This is a genomic window from Streptomyces sp. NPDC025618 (assembly GCF_055558795.1).
This window is the reverse complement of record NZ_JBVHLW010000010.1, coordinates 31,733-51,458: the sequence shown is the minus strand read 5'-3', so window position 1 is coordinate 51,458 and position 19,726 is coordinate 31,733. Positions and strand designations below refer to the sequence as shown.

Here is a 19,726-nt window from a genome sequence, read left to right as displayed (position 1 = left end):
GCGCAGATCAACCCGTTGATTCTGCGCTCTTCCCAACTGTGTGTACGGTCCCACCTGGGCTGCTGGTAGCCCCTGCCGTACGTCCACGGGCAGGGTGGCCGTGAACTACCACACGGGCCGCTTCACCCTGGTGCCCGCACTCAAGGCGGAACTGGCCGTGAAGACTCCAGCGGACCGCAACCCCGGGAAGCCGTGGGTGGAGGGTGAGGCCGTGCCGGAGGCGAGCGAGGCGACGCCGGGCGCAGCGATCCGGATCGGTTACGCCCGCTGCTCCACGGTCGGCCAGGAACTCCAGAGTCAGTTGGACGCGCTGTCCGGCGCCCAGTGCACCCGCGTGTTCTCGGAGAAGATCAGCACTCGGGTCAAGGAACGTCCGGAACTGGATAAGGCCCTGATGCTGGCCCGGGAGATCAAGACGGCTGCGCCCAGGCAGCCGGTCATCCTGACCGTGGTCGAGATGAAGCGTCTTGCCCGCAGCGCCGCTGAGCTCATGTCCTTGTCTGCCATGCTCCAGGCGGATGGCATCCAACTGGAACTTCTCTCCGGCCCGCTCCAGGGCGTCTACGACCCCAACGGGGCCGGGGCCATCGTGTTCGCCGTGCTGGCTGTCAGCGCTGAGGTGGAGCGGGAGGGGATACGGGAGAAGACGTTGGAGGGGCTGGAGGCTGCGGCCCGCAAGGGCAATCACGGCGGGCGGCCGACCGTGGTCGATGACGACAAGCTTGCCGTGGCCCGTGCCCGGCACGCGAAGGGGGAGAGCGTCACGGCCATCGCTAAGGCCCTCGGAGTGTCCAGGGCGACCCTGTACCGGCACCTAGGCGAGTAGGGCGCAGCGGAGCACAGAGCCCCGCCCGCACGCCTCGGGGGAGGAACGCACGGGCGGGGCCCTCTACCGCTTCAGGCTTCCCCGCTGCTGTCTACGCGGGGTCGGTTGGCTTGCCGTCCGAACACCCTGCGCGGCTCCCTGTTCCGGCTGTCCGACTCGGTTCCGTTACATGAATTGCACGCGTGGACCAGTTTCGTGCCGTTCGGCAACTTTTCGTCGATGAATCCCCTGCCGAAGCACTTATTGCACATCGCCCCTCCTTCTAACTGTGTTCGATGCGCCCGGTCCCGCCGCAGTCTTCGCACTGGTGCTGCAATCCGTCTTTGGTCACGTACCCGGTGCCGCTACAGGTATTGCACGGCGTCGAGCCCATGTTGGCGTTTCCCTTCTATGGTGCGGTCACTTCTACCCCCTGATGGCCACCTGTGCCCAACGGGGCTGGTTCCCGCCCTGCCGGGGTTGTGTCGTCCCGCCCGGCAGGGCGGAGCTTGGCGCCTTCCGGCTGTCCCCCGTACAGCCGGAAGGGGTGCCTGCCCCTCTGTGATCGGCTAGCGCCCAACGGGGGATGCGGGCGCACGCAGAGGGGTAGGGGTTCGATCACGGGTGCCCGCCTCTGGGAGGCTCGTGGGTGGTCACAGGCTCAGCTTGCCGTCCGGCTGCTTTGCGGACAGCCGTACGTCAGCAAGGTGGAGACAGGCCAGCAGCTGGCCTCACCTCAGTTCGCGGAGCAGTGCGACAAGGTATTCGGCATGCCGGGCACCTACGCTCAGTGGCGGCAGCGAGCGGCCGACGGCCGGTACCCGTCATGGTTCGTGCCCTACCTCAAGTTGGAACGCGAAGCGCAGAGCATCTGCGACTATTCCAACGCGTTCGTCATGGGCATACTGCAAACCCCGGAGTACGCCGGAGCCGTCTTCCGTTCGGCGCACCCGCGCGAGACGGAAATCGAGATCAAAGCCCGGATCGAGCTGCGCATGCAGCGGCGAGAGATCTTCGAGAGTGAGGACCCCCGCTGTTGTGGGTGATCCTGCACGAGGCGGTCTTACGTTCCGCCGTGGGCGGGCCCGAGGTCATGCGGGGACAGCTCCAGCACCTGTTGGCGGCAGCGGAGTCCCCGCACGTTGCCATTCTTCCCCTTCGCTGCGGGGGCGCCGCCGAAGGGAGTGCCGTTCATTGTGCTGACGCGACGAGACGGAACGATCATCCTGTACGAGGAGACGTACACGCGAGGGCATGTGGACGACTCGGCGGGGGCGGTCGCCGAAGCACAAGCGGCGTACGAGCGTCTACGTGCCGATGCCCTGTCACTCGCGAACTCTCTGGTCCTTATCCGGCACGTTATGGAGGCGTACGCCCATGAGCACCACCCCTGACTTCTCTCGCGCGATATGGGTGCGGTCCACCTACAGCCAAGGGAACAACGGCAACTGCGTCGAATGGGCACCCGCATACGCAGCTTCCGGCGTCGTTCCCGTCCGTGACAGCAAGGACCCCTACGGTCCCGCTCTGAGGTTCCCTGTGGGCGCGTGGGCCTCGTTCGTGGCCAAGGTGAAGGGGGAGGGCGGCGCGGCCGTCTGACGGCCTCTGGGCGATCCGGTGGACGAGATCAGGGCAATTCCAGCGTGGCCCGCTGGCCTCCCACCTGCTGCCCCTGCACCCGTAGGGCCTAGTCTTGCAAGGGACAGCCCCTGTTCAGCGGCCCCGCAGGACCCGGGACCATGGGGTGTAGCGAGACCAGGTGGCTCCGTACAGAGAGTTTGGAAATGGCCCAGATCAACCCCAGCATCCTCTCCGCCGATTTCGCCCGCCTCGCCGATGAGGCGAAGGCCGTGCAGGGCGCCGACTGGCTCCATGTCGATGTCATGGACAACCACTTCGTCCCCAACCTCACGCTCGGGGTGCCGATCGTCGAGTCGCTCAGCAAGGCCACGGACACCCCCCTCGACTGTCACCTGATGATCGAGGACCCGGACCGCTGGGCCCCGCAGTACGTGGAGGCCGGGGCGGGCTCGGTCACCTTCCACGCCGAGGCCGCCGCGGCGCCGGTCCGGCTGGCGCGGGAGATCCGGGCCAAGGGCGCCCGCGCGTCGATGGCGCTCAAGCCCGCGACGCCCATCGAGCCGTACGAGGACCTGCTGCCCGAGCTCGACATGCTGCTGATCATGACCGTGGAGCCCGGCTTCGGCGGTCAGGCGTTCCTCGACATCATGCTGCCCAAGATCCGCCGGACCCGGGAGCTCATCCAGCGGCACGGTCTCGAGCTGTGGCTCCAGGTCGACGGCGGGGTGTCGGCGCAGACGATCGAGCGCTGCGCGGAGGCCGGGGCGGATGTCTTCGTGGCCGGCTCCGCCGTCTACGGTGCGCAGGACCCGGCGGCCGCCGTACGCTCGCTGAGGGAGCAGGCGGAGCAGGCCACGGCCGTCGCGCCCTGGGCCTGCGCGCACTGACCCGGTGCCGCACCGCGCCCGGAACGCCGTGGTGCGGAGCAGGCCCTGATCAAAGGACCGCCGTTTCTGACAGGATGACGGTCGAGTCCACAGCTTGAACACAGAAGTGAGGAGGCCGCGGTGTCGACGGGCCGTTCTGCCACGCCGATGGGGCCCGCCGAGCTGGTGCAGGCGGCGGCCATGGCCCGCCGCTTCTACCTCGAGGGCAAGTCGAAGATCCAGATCGCCGAGGAGTTCGGCGTGAGCCGCTTCAAGGTGGCCCGGGTGCTGGAGACCGCTCTGGAGCGGGATCTGGTGCGGATCGAGATCCGGGTGCCGGCCGAGCTGGACGCGGAGCGCTCCGACGCGCTGCGCGCCCGCTACGGCCTGAGGCACGCCGTGGTCGTCGAGTCCCCGGCCGACGCGGCCGAGGACGCGCCCGACCCCGAGAACCTCGGCGAGGTGGCCGCAGACCTGCTCGGCGAGCTGGTGCACGAGGGCGACGTCCTCGGCCTGGCCTGGGGCCGCTCCACCATCCACATGGCCGCGGCCCTGCACCGGCTGCCGCCGTGCACGGTGGTCCAGCTCACCGGTGTCTACGACGCGGGCACCGCCGAGCGCGGCTCGGTGGAGGCCGTGCGCCGCGCGGCCCAGGTGTCCGGCGGCGAGGCGCACCCGATCTACGCGCCGATGCTGCTGCCCGACTCCGCCACCGCCGCGGCCCTGCGCGGTCAGACCGGCATCGCGCGGGCCTTCGACTACTTCGACAAGGTCACGGTGGCCGCCGTGTCCATCGGTTCCTGGGCGCCCGGCATCTCGACCGTCTACGACATGCTCGGCGAGGAGGAGCGCGCGCACTACGCCTCGCTCGGCGCCGCGGCCGAGATGTCCGCGCACCTCTTCGACGCCGAGGGCCGGCGCATCGGCCGCGACCTGGGCGAGCGCTGCATCACCGTCGAGGCGGACCGGCTGCGCCGCATACCGGAGGTCGTCGCGATCGCCGGCGGCCTGCGCAAGGCCGCCGCGATCGGCGCGGTGCTGCGGTCCGGGCTGGTCACCAGCCTGGTCACCGACACCGCCGCCGCCGACTATCTGCTGCTGGAGACCGGCCCGGGCCCGCGCCCGGCGCTGGACCGGGCGGACCCGGACGGCAACTGACCGACCGAGCCTCACCCGCACCGCCCGCTGGGGTCCGCCCCGGCGGGCGGTGCGCGTATGCGGCCCGTGCGGTACGCGGGCCCTGCTCCCGGGTGATGTCCGGCTGTGACAATGGGCGAACGCACCATGCCCCGCACATCCGTCGGTCGAGGGAGAAGCACGCATGACCCGAAAGCCCGTCAACAGCCGCCTCGCGGAATTCGGCACCACCATCTTCGCGGAGATGTCCGCCCTGGCGGCCCGGACCGGGGCGATCAACCTCGGCCAGGGCTTTCCGGACACCGACGGGCCCGAGGAGATCAGGGAGGCCGCCGTCCGCGCCCTGCGGGACGGCCGCGGCAACCAGTACCCGCCCGCCGCCGGCGTCCCCGAGCTGCGCCTCGCCGTCGCCGACCACCAGGCGCACCGCTACGGCCTGGTCTGCGACCCCGACACCGAGGTCCTGGTCACCGCGGGCGCGACCGAGGCGATCGCCGCCGCGCTGCTCGCCCTGGTCGAGCCCGGCGACGAGGTGATAGCGCTGGAGCCGTACTACGACTCGTACGCGGCCTGCGTCGCCATGGCGGGCGGCAAGCGGGTGCCCGTGACGCTGCGCCCCCGCGACGGCGCCTTCCGCCTGGACCTCGACGAGCTGCGCGACGCCGTCACCCCCAGGACCCGGGTGCTCCTGATCAACACCCCGCACAACCCGACGGGCACGGTGCTCACCCGCGAGGAGCTCGCGGCCGTCGCCGCCCTCGCCGTCGAGCGCGACCTGCTCGTCATCTCCGACGAGGTCTACGAGCACCTCGTCTTCGACGGCGAGCACGTCCCGCTCGCCTCGCTGCCCGGCATGCGCGAGCGGACCGTCACCATCGGCTCCGCGGGCAAGACGTTCTCCTTCACGGGCTGGAAGGTCGGCTGGGTGACGGCTCCGGCGGCCCTGATCGCCGCGGTCCGCTCGGCCAAGCAGTTCCTGACCTACGTCTCGTCCGGCCCGTTCCAGTACGCGATCGCGGAGGCCCTGCGGCTGCCCGACAGCTATTTCGAGGACTTCCGCGCCGACCTGCGGGCCAAGCGCGACCTGCTGGCGGCCGGGCTCGCGGACGCGGGCTTCGCCGTGCACCGCCCGGCCGGCACCTACTTCATCACGACCGACATCCGCCCCCTCGGCGCGACCGACGGCCTGGACTTCTGCCTCACCCTGCCCGAGCGCGCGGGCGTGGTGGCCGTGCCCAACACCGTCTTCTACGACAACCGCGCCGAAGGCGCCCCCTTCGTCCGCTTCGCCTTCTGCAAGCGCACGGCCGTGCTGGAGGAGGCGGTGGCCCGCCTCAAGGGCCTCTCCGCCTGACCGGCGGCCTCCTGTCCGATGCCACAGACGCGCCGGCCGGTCTCTGGGCGAACCCATGAGAATCGGGCTCCGGTTCGTCACTACGCGAAGGCATCATGGATGATGGGTCCAGGAACCTCAGCCCGATCCGGAGCTGGCTCGGTGCTGACTCCCCACCCGCCTTGTACTCAAAACCGCAGGTGAGAGAGCCAGTATGCGATTCCTCAACGACCAGAAGCCGCCGTACGACCTGACGTACGACGACGTGTTCATGGTGCCCAGCCGCTCCGCGGTCGGTTCCCGCCAGGGTGTGGACCTCTCCGCCCCCGACGGGACCGGCACCACCATCCCGCTCGTGGTCGCCAACATGACCGCGATCGCCGGCCGCCGCATGGCCGAGACGGTCGCCCGCCGCGGTGGCCTCGTGGTCATCCCGCAGGACATCCCGATCGAGGTCGTCACCGAGGTCATCTCCTGGGTCAAGGGCCGCCACCTGGTCCTCGACACCCCGATCGTCCTCGCCCCCACCCAGACCGTCGCCGACGCCCTGTCGCTGCTGCCCAAGCGCGCGCACGGCGCCGGTGTCGTCGTCGACGGCGACCACCGCCCGGTCGGCGTCGTCACCGAGTCGGACCTGACCGGCGTGGACCGCTTCACCCAGCTGTCCGAGGTCATGTCGAAGGAACTGCTCCTCCTCGACGCCGACATCGACCCGCGCGAGGCGTTCAACAAGCTCGACGCCGCGCACCGCAAGCTCGCGCCCGCCGTCGACAAGGACGGCAAGCTCGCGGGCATCCTGACCCGCAAGGGCGCCCTGCGCGCCACGCTCTACACCCCCGCCACCGACGCGGACGGCAAGCTGCGCATCGCCGCCGCCGTGGGCATCAACGGCGACGTGGCCGGCAAGGCCAAGGCCCTGCTGGAGGCCGGTGCCGACACCATCGTCGTGGACACCGCCCACGGCCACCAGGAGTCGATGATCTCCGCGATCAAGGCCGTCCGCGGCCTCGACCCGCGGGTCCCGATCGTCGCGGGCAACATCGTCGCCGCCGAGGGCGTGCGCGACCTCATCGAGGCCGGCGCGGACATCATCAAGGTCGGCGTGGGCCCCGGCGCCATGTGCACCACCCGCATGATGACCGGCGTGGGCCGCCCGCAGTTCTCCGCGGTCATGGAGTGCGCCGCCGAGGCGAAGAAGTTCGGCAAGCACGTTTGGGCCGACGGTGGCGTCCGCCACCCGCGTGACGTCGCCATGGCGCTCGCCGCCGGTGCCTCCAACGTCATGATCGGCTCCTGGTTCGCCGGGACGTACGAGTCCCCGGGCGACCTCCAGCAGAGCGCCGACGGCCGGCTCTACAAGGAGAGCTTCGGCATGGCCTCCGCCCGCGCCGTGCGCAACCGCACCAGCGAGGAGTCGGCCTACGACCGGGCCCGCAAGGGTCTGTTCGAGGAGGGCATCTCCACCTCGCGGATGTTCCTCGACCCGACCCGTCCGGGCGTCGAGGACCTGATCGACTCGATCATCGCGGGCGTCCGCAGCTCCTGCACCTACGCGGGCGCGGGCTCCCTGGAGGAGTTCCAGGAGCGTGCCGTCGTCGGCGTCCAGAGCGCCGCGGGCTACGCCGAGGGCAAGCCGCTGCACGCCAGCTGGCAGTAAGCGAAGCGATCCCCGAAGGGGCGCGGTCCGGTTCTCCGGGCCGCGCCCCTTTCGCATGCCCTGGGACGTGTGAGCCATGCCCCGGTCGGCGGCTGTTGACGCCGACATGTACCGATTCGTAAGGTGACGTGCAACGATCGCCCGTTCCGGCCCCCCGCACGCAATGATCGTACGGGCATACGCAAGAATGGTGCATTACGAGCGCACGCACCCACCTCGTAGGGTCTGCGCTGTACGTGGAGTGGCGGATACCGCTTGCTCGCGGTCCCCCTCCTTTTATGGGTTCGCTCCGCCCTGCCGGCGCCGCCCCGGTGGGGTCCCGTCGGTGGTCGTCCCCTCCGCCCTCGACAGGCAGCGACGAATGGAGCCACCCAGTGTTGGACCACGGCACAGCGCCCCCCGCCGCGGGCGACGACCAGCGCTCCCCGCGCCCGGCCGCCGGCTTCGCGGCAGGTCTCATGCGGCGCAAGCCGGTCGAACGCCTCGTGGCCGAGGGCGGGCAGGGCGAGGGCGGTTCGCTGCGCCGCTCGCTCGGCATGTGGCAGCTGACGATGATCAGCATCGGCGCGACCCTCGGCACCGGCATCTTCGTGGTGCTCGGCGAGGCGGTCCCCAAGGCGGGCCCCGCCGTCATCATCTCGTTCGTCATCGCCGGCATCACGGCCCTCTTCTCGGCCCTCTCCTACGCGGAGCTGGCCGGCACCATCCCGGTCTCCGGCTCCTCGTACTCCTACGCCTACGCCACCCTCGGCGAGCTCGTCGCCTGGGTCTGCGGCTGGTGCCTGATCCTGGAGTACGGCGTCTCCGTCGCGGCCGTCGCCGTCGGCTGGGGGCAGTACCTCAACGAGCTGCTCGACGGCACGATCGGCGTCACCATCCCCGCGTCGCTGGCCAACCCGCCCGGCGACGGCGGCGTCTTCAACCTGCCCGCCCTGCTCGTCGTGCTGCTGTGCATGGCCTTCCTGCTGGGCGGCGCCAAGGAGAGCGCCCGCGCCAACACCATCATGGTCGGCGTGAAGATCGTCGCCCTGCTGCTCTTCTGCGGCGTCGCCTTCCAGGGCGTCAAGGCCGGCAACTACACCCCCTTCATGCCGCTCGGCATCGCGGGCCTGAGCTCCGCCGGAGCCTCGCTCTTCTTCTCCTACATCGGCTTCGACGCCGCCTCCACCGCCGGCGAGGAGGCCAAGGACGCGCAGCGTGACCTGCCGCGCGCGATCATGCTCTCGCTGATCATCGTCACCGCGCTCTACTGCCTCGTCGCCGCCGTCGCCGTCGGCGCCATGCCCTGGCAGAAGTTCGAGGGCAGCGAGGCCGCGCTCGCCGGGATCATGAAGGACGTGACCGGCCAGAGCTTCTGGGCCGTGCTGCTCGCCGCGGGCGCCGTCATCGCCATCGCCTCGGTCGTGCTGACCGTCCTCTACGGCCAGACCCGCATCCTCTTCGCGATGTCCCGCGACGGCCTGGTGCCCAAGGTCTTCTCCAAGGTCCACGCCAAGAGCGGCACCCCCCGGGCCAACACCGTCATCGTCTCGCTCTTCTGCGGCATCCTCGCCGCGGCCATCCCGCTCGGCCAGCTCGCGGACGCCACCAGCATCGGCACGCTCTTCGCGTTCGCCCTGGTCAACGTGGCCGTCATCGTGCTCCGCCGGACCCGCCCGGAGATGAAGCGCACCTTCCGGGTGCCGCTCAGCCCCGTCTTCCCGGCCATCGGCTTCCTCCTGTGCGTCTACATGATGGGCAGCCTCGACAAGGTCACCTGGATGGTCTTCGGTGTCTGGATGGCCGTCGGGCTCGTGATCTACTTCGGGTACGGGAGGAGCCGCTCGCGGCTCGCCCGGGAAGAGACGCAGGTTTCCCTAGAGAAGTGATCCACCCGCAGTGCGACTGAACGATCTCGACGAACGCATCGTCCACGCCCTCGCCGAGGACGCCCGCCGCTCCTACGCCGACATCGGCACCGAGGTCGGCCTGTCCGCGCCCGCCGTCAAGCGGCGCGTGGACAGGCTGCGGGCCGAGGGCGCCATCACCGGGTTCACCGTGCGGGTGGACCCTGCGGCGCTCGGCTGGGAGACCGAGGGCTTCATCGAGATCTACTGCCGCCGGAACACCTCGCCCGAGGCCATCCACCGCGGCCTGTCGCGCTATCCGGAAGTGGCGTCCGCCTCCACCGTCACCGGCGAGGCGGACGCCATCGTCCAGGTCTTCGCCTCCGACATGCGCCACTTCGAGCGGGTGCTGGAGCGCATCGCGGGCGAGCCCTTCGTCGAGCGCACCAAGTCCGTCCTCGTGCTCTCCCCCCTGCTGCGCCGCTTCAGCTCCGGCGCCCCCTCCTGAGCGACGCCGGGACCCCGCGAGCCTCCGCGCAATGAATCGCCGCGGAGGTGGCGCAACGCGCAACGAATGCCGCGTCGGTACGCAATGGTCGCGCCTTGTCGGGCGGAGTTACCGGCCCGTACCGTCAAGGCGTCCTTAACGCACGCCCCCTCGCGACAGGTGAAGAGAGGCCGCATGACGCCGCTGCGCACCGCGCTGTACCAAGGCCGCCCCGGCGTCCCCGCCTCCACCGCCGAGACCCTCGACGACCTGGCCGCCGCCGCGCGCCGGGCCGCCGACGCGGGCGCCCGGCTGCTGCTCACCAATGAGCTCTACCTCACCGGCTACGCCCTCGGCGCCACCGTGCGGGAGCGGGCCGAGCCCGCCGACGGACCCGGCGCCCGGGCCGTCGCCCGCATCGCCGCCGAGCACGGCCTGGCCATCGGCTACGGCTACCCCGAGCGCGCCGGCGCGGTGCTCCACAACTCCCTCCAGCTCATCGCGCCGGACGGGGAGCGCCTCGCGCACTACCGCAAGACCCACCTCTTCGGGGACTACGAGACCGCCCACTTCACGCCCGGCGACGAGCTGGTCGTCCAGGCCGACCTCGACGGCGTCCGCCTCGGCATGCTGATCTGCTACGACGTCGAGTTCCCCGAGCCGGTGCGCGCCCACGCCCTCGCCGGCACCGAGCTGCTGCTCACCCCGACCGCGCTGATGCGGCCGTACGAGATCGTCCCGCAGACGATCGTCCCGGCCCGCGCCTGGGAGAGCCAGCTCTACATCGCCTACGCCAACCGCTGCGGCACCGAGGGCGAGTTCGCCTTCGCCGGCCTCAGCTGCCTCGCCGCCCCCGACGGGACCGTACGGGCGCGGGCGGGCGCGGGCGAGGACCTGATCATCGCCGACGTGGACCCGGCGCTGCTCAAGGACTCCCGCGCCGAGAACACCTACCTGAGCGACCGCCGTCCGGAGCTTTACGGCTCGCTCGGCTGAAGCAGCACACCCCCCACTGTTCCCCCTTTTCCGCAGGAGAGTTCAGCCGATGACGTCCATGGTGCCCAACGCCGCCCACGACGAGCCGTCGCAGCCGGCCCTGCCGCCGATCACCATGGTCGGTCCGGACTTCCCCTTCCCGTACGACGACTTCCTCGCCCACCCGGCGGGTCTCGGGCAGATACCCGCGACCGAGCACGGCGCCGAGGTCGCGGTCATCGGCGGCGGCCTCTCCGGCATCATCACGGCCTACGAGCTGATGAAGATGGGCCTCAAGCCCGTCGTCTACGAGGCGGACCAGATCGGCGGCCGGCTGCGCACGGTCGGCTTCGAGGGCTGCGACCCCTCGCTGACCGCCGAGATGGGCGCGATGCGTTTCCCGCCGAGCTCCACGGCCCTGCAGTACTACATCGACCTGGTGGGCCTGGAGACGAAGCCGTTCCCCAACCCGCTCGCGCCCGACACGCCCTCGACCGTCGTCGACCTCAAGGGCGAGTCGCACTACGCGCGGACCATCGACGACCTGCCGGCCGTCTACCGCGAGGTCGCCGAGGCGTGGAACGCCTGCCTGGAGGAGGGCGCCGACTTCTCCGACATGAACCGCGCCCTGCGCGAGCGCGACGTGCCGCGCATCCGGGAGATCTGGGCGAAGCTCGTCGAGAAGCTCGACAACCAGACCTTCTACGGCTTCCTCTGCGAGTCCACCGCCTTCAAGTCCTTCCGCCACCGCGAGATCTTCGGCCAGGTCGGCTTCGGCACCGGCGGCTGGGACACCGACTTCCCCAACTCCATCCTGGAGATCCTGCGCGTCGTCTACACCGAGGCGGACGACCACCACCGCGGCATCGTCGGCGGCAGCCAGCAGCTCCCGCTGCGGCTGTGGGAGCGCGAGCCCGGCAAGATCGTCCACTGGGCGCCCGGCACCTCGCTGTCCTCGCTGCACGACGGCGAGCCCCGCCCGGCCGTGACCCGGCTGCACCGCACGGCGGGCAACGGCATCACCGTGACCGACGCGTCGGGTGACATCCGTACGTACAAGGCGGCCGTCTTCACCGCCCAGTCGTGGATGCTGCTGTCGAAGATCGCGTGCGACGACTCGCTCTTCCCCATCGACCACTGGACGGCGATGGAGCGCACCCACTACATGGAGTCGTCCAAGCTGTTCGTCCCGGTCGACCGGCCGTTCTGGCTGGACAAGGACGAGGAGACCGGGCGGGACGTCATGTCGATGACGCTCACCGACCGGATGACCCGTGGCACCTACCTCCTGGACGACGGGCCCGACAAGCCGGCCGTCATCTGCCTCTCGTACACCTGGTGCGACGACAGCCTCAAGTGGCTGCCGCTGTCGGCGAACGAGCGCATGGAGGTCATGCTCAAGTCGCTCGGCGAGATCTACCCCAAGGTCGACATCCGCCGTCACATCATCGGCAACCCGGTGACCGTCTCCTGGGAGAACGAGCCCTATTTCATGGGCGCGTTCAAGGCCAACCTGCCCGGCCACTACCGCTACCAGCGGCGCCTGTTCACCCACTTCATGCAGGACCGCCTGCCGGAGGACAAGCGCGGCCTGTTCCTCGCCGGCGACGACATCTCCTGGACGGCGGGCTGGGCGGAGGGCGCGGTGCAGACGGCGCTCAACGCGGTGTGGGGTGTGATGCGGCAGTTCGGCGGGGCGACGGATCCGGCGAACCTGGGTCCTGGCGACCGCTTCGACGAGCTGGCGCCGGTGGAACTGCCGGAGGACTGACGGGGGTTGCTCGCCGGTGCGGGGTGCGGGGTGCGGGTTGCCGGCGCCTGCGGCGGGCATCTTCCCCAGCCCCGCCCCTTCCCGAAACCGGGGGAGACCCCCGGACCCCCAGCGACCTTCGGTCGCGTCCTCGATCTCCCCCAGCTACCGCTGGGAGGTGCCCCCAACGGGCTGGATATGGCTGAGCTCAGCCATATCCAGCCTGTCCGGCGTTTGAGGACAACGCGCGAAGCGTGTTGTAGGGGGTCTGGGGGCTTGCCCCCAGCTTCGGGAAGGGGCGGGGCTGGGGAAAAATCACGCCAGCGGCGTCAGCAAGCAGCGGCTCACCAACCCCACCCCGGCGTCGAGTCGCTCCGTGAACTCCTCCGTCACGTCAGGAAGTTCACGAATCGCGAACAACGCGCGAAACGTCGTCCAGGCAGCCGCCCGCGCAGCTTCGAGGCTCCACGCCCCCACCAAGTGCGTCAAAGGATCCGCCACATCCACAAGCTCCGGCGCCAACCCCTCCCGCACCCGCTCCTCCAGAGCGACAAGCACCTCGCCCACCCGGTCGAAGTCCCCTTCGAGCGCGCACGGTTCGACGTCCAGGGCGCGGCACGTGTCGGTGAGCGCCAGCGGCAGGTCGTGGCCGATGTGGGCGTTGATGCCGGCGAGGGCGAACTGCAGGGGGCGGACGGCGGGGTGGCCGCGTAGTTGGAGGAGGGGGCGCCAGCAGGCGGGTGGGCGGCGGCCCGCCGCCGCGTCGTCGACGGCGGTCAGATAGCGCGCGGCGAAGCGTACGTCCAGCTCCGTCGCCGACGCCCGGTCCGCGAACGCCCCCGCCGCGAGGCGCCGGGCGATCTCCTCGGTGACCGTGAGGTAGACGTGGTTGAAGACCGCGACCCCGTCCCGGGGCGGCAGGGCCGCCGCCAGCCGGCGCATCCGGGCCACGACGCCCTCGATACCAGCGGGTGCCGCCCGCACCTCTGCCGTCGTCATGGACACACGGTGACACGCGTGTACGCAGCGTAGGGGCGCGGGCGGCGGTGTTGACCGGAACGGATGACGAGGTCAGCGCTCGTCGCGGGTCGCGTCCTTCTCCGCCGTCGCGTCGTAGCCGCTCGTGCCCGCGTCCAGCAGCGGTTCCTGCGTCCTGAGGTGGGCCGGGGCCAGGGCGCGCAGGACGTGGTAGCCGGAGAGGACCACGATGGTGCCCAGCGCGATGCCGCTGAGCTCGAAGTTGTCGCTGACCTTGAGGCTGACGCCGCCGATCCCGATGATGATGCCGGCGGCGACGGGCACGAGGTTCAGCGGGTTGCGCAGGTCGACCTTGTTGTGGACCCAGATCTGCGCGCCGAGCAGGCCGATCATGCCGTAGAGGATGACGGTGATGCCGCCGAGCACCCCGCCGGGCACGGCCGCCACGACGGCGCCGAACTTGGGGCAGACGCCGAAGAGCAGGGCGAAGCCTGCCGCGGCCCAGTAGGCGGCGGTGGAGTAGACGCGGGTGGCCGCCATGACGCCGATGTTCTCGGAGTAGGTGGTGTTGGCCGGTCCGCCGACCGCGGTGGAGAGCATCGTGGCCGCGCCGTCCGCGGAGATCGCGGTGCCGAGCTGGTCGTCCAGCGGGTCGCCGGTCATCTCGCCGACGGCCTTGACGTGTCCGGCGTTCTCGGCGATCAGGGCGATGACGACCGGCAGGGCCACCAGGATCGCGGACCAGCTGAACGTGGGCCCGTGCAGCGAGGGCAGGCCGATCCAGTCGGCCTTGGAGACGCCGGAGAGGTCGAGCCGCCAGTGGTCGACCGCCTCCGGCCCGCCGTGCACGGAGTGGATCTTCCCGAAGACCCGGTCGAAGGCCCAGGAGACGCCGTAGCCGAAGAGCAGCCCCAGGAAGATCGCGACGCGGGACCAGAACCCGCGCAGGCAGACCACGGCCAGCCCGGTGACGAGCATCGTCAGCAGCGCCGTCCACTGGTCCTGCGGCCAGTACGTCCGGGCGGTGACCGGCGCGAGGTTGAAGCCGATCAGCATGACCACGGCGCCGGTGACCACCGGCGGCATCGCCGCGTGGATGATCCGCGCGCCGAACCTCCGGACGGCCAGGCCGCTCAGGAACAGCGCCGCGCCGACCACGAAGATCGCGCCGGTGACGGCCGCGGTGCCGCCGCCCTGCGCCCGGATGATCGCGGCGACCCCGACGAAGGAGAGGCTGCACCCCAGATAGCTGGGCACCCGGCCGCGCGTCGCGAGCAGGAAGAGGATCGTCGCGACGCCCGACATCATGATCGCGAGGTTGGGGTCGAGGCCCATGAGCACCGGAGCGACGAAGGACGCCCCGAACATCGCCACCACATGCTGCGCGCCGAGCCCCGCCGTCCGCGGCCAGGTGAGCCGCTCGTCCGGTCGCACGACGGCCCCGGGTGCCGGGGTGCGCCCGTCCCCGTGCAGAGTCCAGCGCACGCCGAGGCCCATGAGTGCTCCAAATGTTCGAGGTGGGGGGAATCCGGACCATGTTAAGTGGCTCCGGCCCGTGATCCCGGCCGTCGCCGCCGGTCCGGCACGGGCCGCCGTTGCTGCAATCGGGGCAATCAATGGTCCGTACGACTGTATGACCGTGAACCTGGGCTGTTTCTTGCTTCGTGCGAGGTATGGGTCTCTGTGTCCGATTCCTGCAATCCAGGAGACATTCATGCGTAACCTCGTCGGCCGCACCGCGGCCGCCACCGTGCTCGCCGCGGCTGCCATCGTCCCGATCGCCGGCGTGGCCCAGGCCGCTCCGGCCCACGTCGCGACGGTCCAGGCGTGGAGCCACGACCATGACCACGACGGTGACCGTGGCGACCACGGCCGTGACCGTGACCACGGCCGCTGGGACCACGACCGTGACCACGGCCGCTGGGACCACGGTCGCGACCACGGCCGCTGGGACCGGGACGACTGCGACCGCGGTCGCGGCGACCACTGGGGCCGCTGGGACCGTGGGGACCGCGGCTGGGACCGCTGGGACCGTGACGACTGCGACCGCCGCTGTGACTTCGGCGGGCGCGGCTGGGGCGGCCGTGGCTTCGGCGGCTTCGGCGGTCTGTTCGGCATCCTCTAACCACCGACGGCTCACCGCCGGCTGGTTCCGGGCCGTACGGAGGACCCGTGAGGGTCCTCCGTACGGCCCACTGCCGCGCTCACTCCGCCGCGGCGTTCGCACGCTCGCCCGCCGGGCCCGCGCCCACCGCTCCGCGCGCGGGAGTGCGCAGCACCCCCGCCCCCAGCACCATCCCCGTCGTCAGCACGGTGACGAGGGTGAACGACACCACGAGCGAACTGGCGTGCGCGATCTCGCCGATGGCGGCCGGCGCGATCAGGCCCGAGGCGTAGGTGATCGTGGCGACCCCGGCGATGGCCTGGCTCGGCGCGGGACCGCTGCGCCCCGCCGCCGCGAACGCGAGCGGCACCACCACCGCGATGCCCAGGCCGATCAGCGCGAAGCCCGCGATCGCGGCCACCGGCCCGCCCGCGGAGACCGCCAGCACCCCACCGGCCGTGGCCAGCGCGCCTCCCGCCCGTACGGTCCGCACCGGGCCGAACCGGCGCACCGCCGCGTCCCCCGCGAACCGGGCCGCCGCCATCGTGCAGGAGAACGCCGTGGTGCAGGCGGCCGCGACACCCGGCTCCGATCCGATGACGTCGCGGAGATAGACCGCCGACCAGTCCAGGCTCGCGCCTTCCGCGAACACCGCGCAGAACCCCACCGCGCCGATGGCCAGCGCCGCCCGCGGGGGCAGCGAGAAGCGCGGCGGCGGGTGTTCCCCGGGCGCGGTCCGCAGGTCGAGCACCCACCGGCAGGTGAGCGTGGCGAGGAGCAGGAGCGCGCCCGCCGCGATCCCCAGGTGGAGGCGGGCGTCCGTGCCCGCGTGCGCCGCGACCGTGCCCGCCGCCGAACCGGCCAGCACCCCCGCGCTCCACATCCCGTGCAGCCCCGACATGATCGAGCGGCCGATCCGCTCCTCGGTCTCCACGCCCAGCGCGTTCATCGCCACGTCCGCCATGCCGGCCGTCGCGCCGTAGACGCCGAGCGCCGCGCACAGCGTGAGCAGCCCGGGGGAGAGGGCGGGCAGCGCCAAAGACGCGCACCACGACGACAGCAGCAGGCGCAGCGCGGCCCGAGAACCCAGCCGGTGGCTCACCCACCCCGCGAGCGGCATCGCCGCGGACGCCCCGATCGCGGGGAACGCCAGCGCCAGCCCCAGCCGGCCCGCGTCGATCCCCGCGTGTGCCTGGATCCACGGGACACGGGTCGCGAAGCTTCCGGTCACCGCGCCGTGCACGGCGAACACCACGGCCACCGCGAGCCGCGCCCGGTGTAACCGGACGTCCTTACCTCTCTTGTCCCTCTTGTCCGCGCCCCTCTTGTCCGCGCCCATGGAGGCGCATCCTCCCCGAACCGGGCGCGGCCGGTCGACCCCTTGCGGCGACCTACATCACCGTGGACACCGCCCCGCCCCTCGGCGTACGCTCAAAGGCGTCGAACTGACGGTGCTGGAGGAACGCGCAGGTCAGGCTCGATGTAGCATCTACAGACAATTAGTTACGCAGCGCACTCCGGGGTCGGTGAAATTCCGAACCGGCGGTTACAGTCCGCGACCCGTCCGCAGCCAGCGGCCGGTTGACCAGGTGAAATTCCTGGACCGACGGTTAAAGTCCGGATGGGAGGCAGTGCGCGGCGGGCACGCATACCGGCACACCGGCGTCAGGTGATCCGGCCCTCTTCAGGGGCGGACCCCTCTTTTTCGGCCTCGGCGCACCCCGGTCCGCGTCCCCGCTCTTCGTCGTCCCGTACGACAGCCCCGGAGTCCGTGCCCGATGAGGCAGGAGGACCCGGTGGCCACCCAGGCCGAAACCGACGCGATGCGTCGGGCCATCGCACTCGCCGCGCGCGCCCTCGGCTCCACCAGCCCCAATCCCGTCGTCGGCTGTGTCCTGCTCGACGCGCACGGCCGCACCGCCGGTGAGGGCTGGCACCGCCGCGCCGGCGGCCCGCACGCCGAGGTCGCCGCCCTCCGGGACGCGGCGGACTCCGGCCGTGACGTCCGCGGCGGCACCGCCGTCGTCACCCTCGAACCCTGCAACCACACCGGACGCACAGGACCGTGCGCACAGGCCCTGCTCGCCGCCGGAGTGGCCCGCGTCGTCTACGCCGTCGCCGACCCCAACCCCACGGCCACCGGAGGCGCGGCCACCCTGGCCGCCGCCGGGGTCGGCACGGAGGGCGGGCTGCTCGCCGACGAGGCCGCGGCGGGCAACGCCGCCTGGCTCACCTCGGTGCTCCGCGGCCGCCCCTTCGTCCAGTGGAAATACGCGGCGACCCTCGATGGCCGAAGCGCCGCCGCCGACGGCACCAGCCGCTGGATCACCTCCGCCGCGTCCCGCGCCGACGTCCACCGGCTGCGCGCCGAGGCCGACGCCGTCGTCGTCGGCTCCGGCACCCTGCGCGCCGACGACCCGCACCTGGCCGTCCGCGGCCGGGACGGCGTCACCCAGCCGCTGCGCGTCGTCGTCGACACCCACGCCACGGTCAAGCCCGGCGCCCGCGTCCTGGACGACGCGGCACCCACCCTGATCGCCGTCGGCGAGCACGCCGACACCCGGCACCTGCCCGGCACCGACACCGTCCGGCTGCCGCGCGGCGCGGCCGGCCTCGACATCCACGCACTGCTCGCCGAGCTGCACGGGCGCGGCGTCCGCTCCGTCCTGCTGGAGGGCGGGCCGTCGCTGGCCGGCTCCTTCGTCGCCGCCGGGGCCGTCGACCGCGTCGTCGGCTACCTCGCGCCCGCGCTGCTCGGCGCCGGACCCGCCGCCCTCGGCGACGCGGGCATCGGCACCATCGCGCAGACGCTGCGCCTGGAGGTGACCGACGTCGCCCGCCTCGGCCCCGACCTGCGGATCACCGCCACCCCCACCGCTTCCGCCCTTGAGGAGAACTGAACGTGTTCACCGGAATCGTCGAAGAACTGGGCGAGGTCGTCGCCGTGGACAGCCAGGGCGACTCCTCGGTCTTCCGGCTGCGCGGCCCGCTCGTCACCGAGGGCGCCAAGCACGGCGACTCGATCGCCGTCAACGGCGTCTGCCTCACCGTCGTCGAGACCGCCGACGGCGAGTTCACCGCCGATGTGATGGCCGAGTCCCTCAAGCGCTCCAGCCTCGGCGCCCTCGCCCCCGGCTCCCGGGTGAACCTGGAGCGGCCCATGGCACTCGGCGGGCGCCTCGGCGGCCATATCGTCCAGGGCCATGTCGACGGCACCGGCACCGTCGTGGAGCGGATCCCCGGCGAGCACTGGGAGATCGTGAAGATCGCCCTCCCGGCCGGCCTGCGCCGCTATGTCGTCGACAAGGGCTCGATCACCGTCGACGGCGTCAGCCTGACCGTGGTCGAGGCGGGCGACGACTTCTTCACCATCAGCCTCATCCCCACCACGCTCCAACTGACCACCCTGGGCATCAAGCAGCCCGGCGACCCCGTCAACCTCGAAGTGGACGTGCTCGCCAAATACGTCGAGCGGCTGCTGGCCGACGGCGCGGTGCCGGGAGCCGGGGAGCCGGTCGCGTGAACGCCGTGCAGTGGCTCAATGACGAGGCGTTCTCCGTGCTCGGCCAGCGCGTCATCTGGTCCGACATGATCGGCAACAGCGTGGGCCTCATCGCGCTCGCCCTCGGCTGGCGGCGCTCCATATGGTCCTGGCCCGTCCAGCTCCTCTCCGGTCTGATCCTCGTCGCCGCCTACGCCTCCGCCCACCTCAGCGGCGGCATCGGCAAGCAACTCCTCGTCATCGGCGTCTCGGTGTGGGGCTGGCGGCAGTGGCAGCGCGGCAAGCGCGACGCCCAGGACGGCTCGATCGCCGTCCGCTTCGCGACCTGGCGCGAGCGCGGCGCCCTGGCCGCGGGCACCGCGCTCGGCACGCTCGCTGTCGGCGGCCTCTTCACCGCGGTGCCCGACCTGTCCTGGAACCCCTGGCCGGACGCGTACATCTTCGTCGGCACGCTCGCCGCGATGGTCTGCCAGGCCCGCGGCCTCACCGAATTCTGGTTCGCCTGGCTGCTCGTGGACGTGGTCGGCGTCCCGCTCGCCTTCAGCAGCGGCCTCGCCTTCTCGGGCCTGGTCTACGTCGTCTACTTCGCGGTCGTCGTGTGGGGCATGCGTGACTGGTGGCTGCGCTCCCGCGCCCTGACGAGCGCCGCCGAGCGGGCCGCGCTGGAAGGGGCACTGTCGTGACCCGAGCGATCCGAGTGACACGAGCGACCCGAGCGACCCAAG

Annotated in this window: 18 protein-coding genes, 1 pseudogene and 1 riboswitch; of the genes and pseudogenes, 16 read left to right on the top strand and 3 right to left on the bottom strand. The window is 71.5% G+C overall.

The genetic code is table 11. The features are described from left to right. The first annotated feature begins 40 nt into the window (after positions 1-40). The 12 genes and pseudogenes from ACZ4A5_RS12255 (at position 41) to ACZ4A5_RS12200 (ending at position 12,438) form a co-directional block, all read left to right on the top strand. Positions 41-826, top strand: a complete 786-nt coding sequence (locus ACZ4A5_RS12255) for a recombinase family protein (RefSeq protein ID WP_467581807.1) — start codon at positions 41-43, stop codon at positions 824-826. A 425-nt stretch (positions 827-1,251) separates the two neighbouring features. After that, positions 1,252-1,913: pseudogene (locus ACZ4A5_RS12250) on the top strand (helix-turn-helix domain-containing protein); the annotation flags it as partial. 76 nt (positions 1,914-1,989) lie between these two features. Beyond that, entirely contained in the window at positions 1,990-2,199 is a 210-nt protein-coding gene (locus tag ACZ4A5_RS12245) for a hypothetical protein (protein ID WP_467581805.1), read from the top strand. Then, positions 2,183-2,404, top strand: a complete 222-nt coding sequence (locus ACZ4A5_RS12240) for a DUF397 domain-containing protein (RefSeq protein ID WP_467581803.1) — start codon at positions 2,183-2,185, stop codon at positions 2,402-2,404. The genes ACZ4A5_RS12245 and ACZ4A5_RS12240 overlap by 17 nt, the downstream gene beginning before the upstream one ends. 185 nt (positions 2,405-2,589) lie before the next feature. Then, the gene (gene rpe / locus ACZ4A5_RS12235; RefSeq protein ID WP_467581801.1) at positions 2,590-3,273 is read left to right on the top strand and encodes a ribulose-phosphate 3-epimerase; all 684 of its coding nucleotides are present in this window, start codon (positions 2,590-2,592) and stop codon (positions 3,271-3,273) included. 147 nt (positions 3,274-3,420) lie between these two features. Beyond that, positions 3,421-4,410, top strand: coding sequence for a sugar-binding transcriptional regulator (locus tag ACZ4A5_RS12230; protein WP_398874649.1), 990 nt, complete (start codon positions 3,421-3,423; stop codon positions 4,408-4,410). Between the two features lie 163 nt (positions 4,411-4,573). Further along, the gene (locus ACZ4A5_RS12225; protein ID WP_467581799.1) at positions 4,574-5,743 is read left to right on the top strand and encodes a pyridoxal phosphate-dependent aminotransferase; all 1,170 of its coding nucleotides are present in this window, start codon (positions 4,574-4,576) and stop codon (positions 5,741-5,743) included. A 193-nt stretch (positions 5,744-5,936) separates the two neighbouring features. Further along, positions 5,937-7,379: a GuaB1 family IMP dehydrogenase-related protein gene (locus ACZ4A5_RS12220; RefSeq protein ID WP_467581797.1), complete on the top strand. Its 1,443-nt coding sequence runs from the start codon at positions 5,937-5,939 to the stop codon at positions 7,377-7,379. Between the two features lie 374 nt (positions 7,380-7,753). Further along, complete coding sequence (locus ACZ4A5_RS12215; RefSeq protein WP_467581795.1) at positions 7,754-9,247, top strand: amino acid permease; 1,494 nt, start codon at positions 7,754-7,756, stop codon at positions 9,245-9,247. A gap of 10 nt (positions 9,248-9,257) precedes the next feature. Continuing rightward, positions 9,258-9,713 carry an Lrp/AsnC family transcriptional regulator gene (locus ACZ4A5_RS12210; RefSeq protein ID WP_095580789.1) on the top strand — a complete coding sequence of 152 codons (456 nt, stop codon included), beginning with the start codon at positions 9,258-9,260 and terminating at the stop codon, positions 9,711-9,713. Between the two features lie 174 nt (positions 9,714-9,887). Further along, complete coding sequence (locus tag ACZ4A5_RS12205; protein ID WP_467581793.1) at positions 9,888-10,688, top strand: carbon-nitrogen hydrolase family protein; 801 nt, start codon at positions 9,888-9,890, stop codon at positions 10,686-10,688. Positions 10,689-10,737: 49 nt separating this feature from the next. After that, positions 10,738-12,438 carry a flavin monoamine oxidase family protein gene (locus ACZ4A5_RS12200; protein WP_467581791.1) on the top strand — a complete coding sequence of 567 codons (1,701 nt, stop codon included), beginning with the start codon at positions 10,738-10,740 and terminating at the stop codon, positions 12,436-12,438. 294 nt (positions 12,439-12,732) lie between these two features. Here the strand turns inward: ACZ4A5_RS12200 and ACZ4A5_RS12195 are convergent, their stop codons facing one another. Then, entirely contained in the window at positions 12,733-13,416 is a 684-nt protein-coding gene (locus ACZ4A5_RS12195) for a DUF5995 family protein (protein ID WP_467581789.1), read from the bottom strand. A 72-nt stretch (positions 13,417-13,488) separates the two neighbouring features. Continuing rightward, positions 13,489-14,892 carry a uracil-xanthine permease family protein gene (locus ACZ4A5_RS12190; protein WP_467581787.1) on the bottom strand — a complete coding sequence of 468 codons (1,404 nt, stop codon included), beginning with the start codon at positions 14,890-14,892 and terminating at the stop codon, positions 13,489-13,491. Between the two features lie 217 nt (positions 14,893-15,109). Here ACZ4A5_RS12190 and ACZ4A5_RS12185 point away from each other — a divergent pair, with 217 nt between their 5' ends. Continuing rightward, on the top strand, positions 15,110-15,520 hold the full coding sequence (locus tag ACZ4A5_RS12185; protein ID WP_467581785.1) for a hypothetical protein: 411 nt from the start codon (positions 15,110-15,112) through the stop codon (positions 15,518-15,520). A gap of 79 nt (positions 15,521-15,599) precedes the next feature. On the opposite strand, the gene ACZ4A5_RS12180 is transcribed toward ACZ4A5_RS12185, so the two are convergent. Further along, positions 15,600-16,838: an MFS transporter gene (locus tag ACZ4A5_RS12180; protein WP_467581783.1), complete on the bottom strand. Its 1,239-nt coding sequence runs from the start codon at positions 16,836-16,838 to the stop codon at positions 15,600-15,602. A gap of 169 nt (positions 16,839-17,007) precedes the next feature. Continuing rightward, positions 17,008-17,138: riboswitch (FMN riboswitch) on the top strand. Between the two features lie 157 nt (positions 17,139-17,295). Between ACZ4A5_RS12180 and ribD the strand changes: the two genes are divergently transcribed. From ribD to ACZ4A5_RS12165, 3 genes are read left to right on the top strand one after another with little or no spacing between them, the layout of a single operon-like run. After that, a complete protein-coding gene (gene ribD / locus ACZ4A5_RS12175) occupies positions 17,296-18,399 on the top strand; it encodes a bifunctional diaminohydroxyphosphoribosylaminopyrimidine deaminase/5-amino-6-(5-phosphoribosylamino)uracil reductase RibD (RefSeq protein ID WP_467581983.1) in 1,104 nt (367 codons plus the stop codon). A gap of 2 nt (positions 18,400-18,401) precedes the next feature. Next, entirely contained in the window at positions 18,402-19,022 is a 621-nt protein-coding gene (locus ACZ4A5_RS12170) for a riboflavin synthase (protein WP_467581781.1), read from the top strand. Beyond that, a complete protein-coding gene (locus ACZ4A5_RS12165) occupies positions 19,019-19,684 on the top strand; it encodes a nicotinamide mononucleotide transporter family protein (RefSeq protein ID WP_467581779.1) in 666 nt (221 codons plus the stop codon). Before ACZ4A5_RS12170 ends, ACZ4A5_RS12165 begins: the two co-directional genes overlap by 4 nt. Positions 19,685-19,726: the final 42 nt, after the last annotated feature.

Excerpts from the sequence above, each read along its gene's own strand:
- ACZ4A5_RS12185 (WP_467581785.1), top strand. The coding sequence starts at position 15,110 with ATGCGTAACCTCGTCGGCCGCACCGCGGCCGCCACCGTGCTCGCCGCG.
- ACZ4A5_RS12230 (WP_398874649.1), top strand. The coding sequence starts at position 3,421 with ATGGGGCCCGCCGAGCTGGTGCAGGCGGCGGCCATGGCCCGCCGCTTC.
- ACZ4A5_RS12200 (WP_467581791.1), top strand. The coding sequence starts at position 10,738 with ATGACGTCCATGGTGCCCAACGCCGCCCACGACGAGCCGTCGCAGCCG.
- ACZ4A5_RS12180 (WP_467581783.1), bottom strand. The coding sequence starts at position 16,838 with ATGGGCGCGGACAAGAGGGGCGCGGACAAGAGGGACAAGAGAGGTAAG.
- ACZ4A5_RS12240 (WP_467581803.1), top strand. The coding sequence starts at position 2,183 with ATGAGCACCACCCCTGACTTCTCTCGCGCGATATGGGTGCGGTCCACC.
- ACZ4A5_RS12190 (WP_467581787.1), bottom strand. The coding sequence starts at position 14,892 with ATGGGCCTCGGCGTGCGCTGGACTCTGCACGGGGACGGGCGCACCCCG.
- ACZ4A5_RS12205 (WP_467581793.1), top strand. The coding sequence starts at position 9,888 with ATGACGCCGCTGCGCACCGCGCTGTACCAAGGCCGCCCCGGCGTCCCC.
- rpe (WP_467581801.1), top strand. The coding sequence starts at position 2,590 with ATGGCCCAGATCAACCCCAGCATCCTCTCCGCCGATTTCGCCCGCCTC.
- ACZ4A5_RS12220 (WP_467581797.1), top strand. The coding sequence starts at position 5,937 with ATGCGATTCCTCAACGACCAGAAGCCGCCGTACGACCTGACGTACGAC.
- ACZ4A5_RS12195 (WP_467581789.1), bottom strand. The coding sequence starts at position 13,416 with ATGACGACGGCAGAGGTGCGGGCGGCACCCGCTGGTATCGAGGGCGTC.
- ACZ4A5_RS12225 (WP_467581799.1), top strand. The coding sequence starts at position 4,574 with ATGACCCGAAAGCCCGTCAACAGCCGCCTCGCGGAATTCGGCACCACC.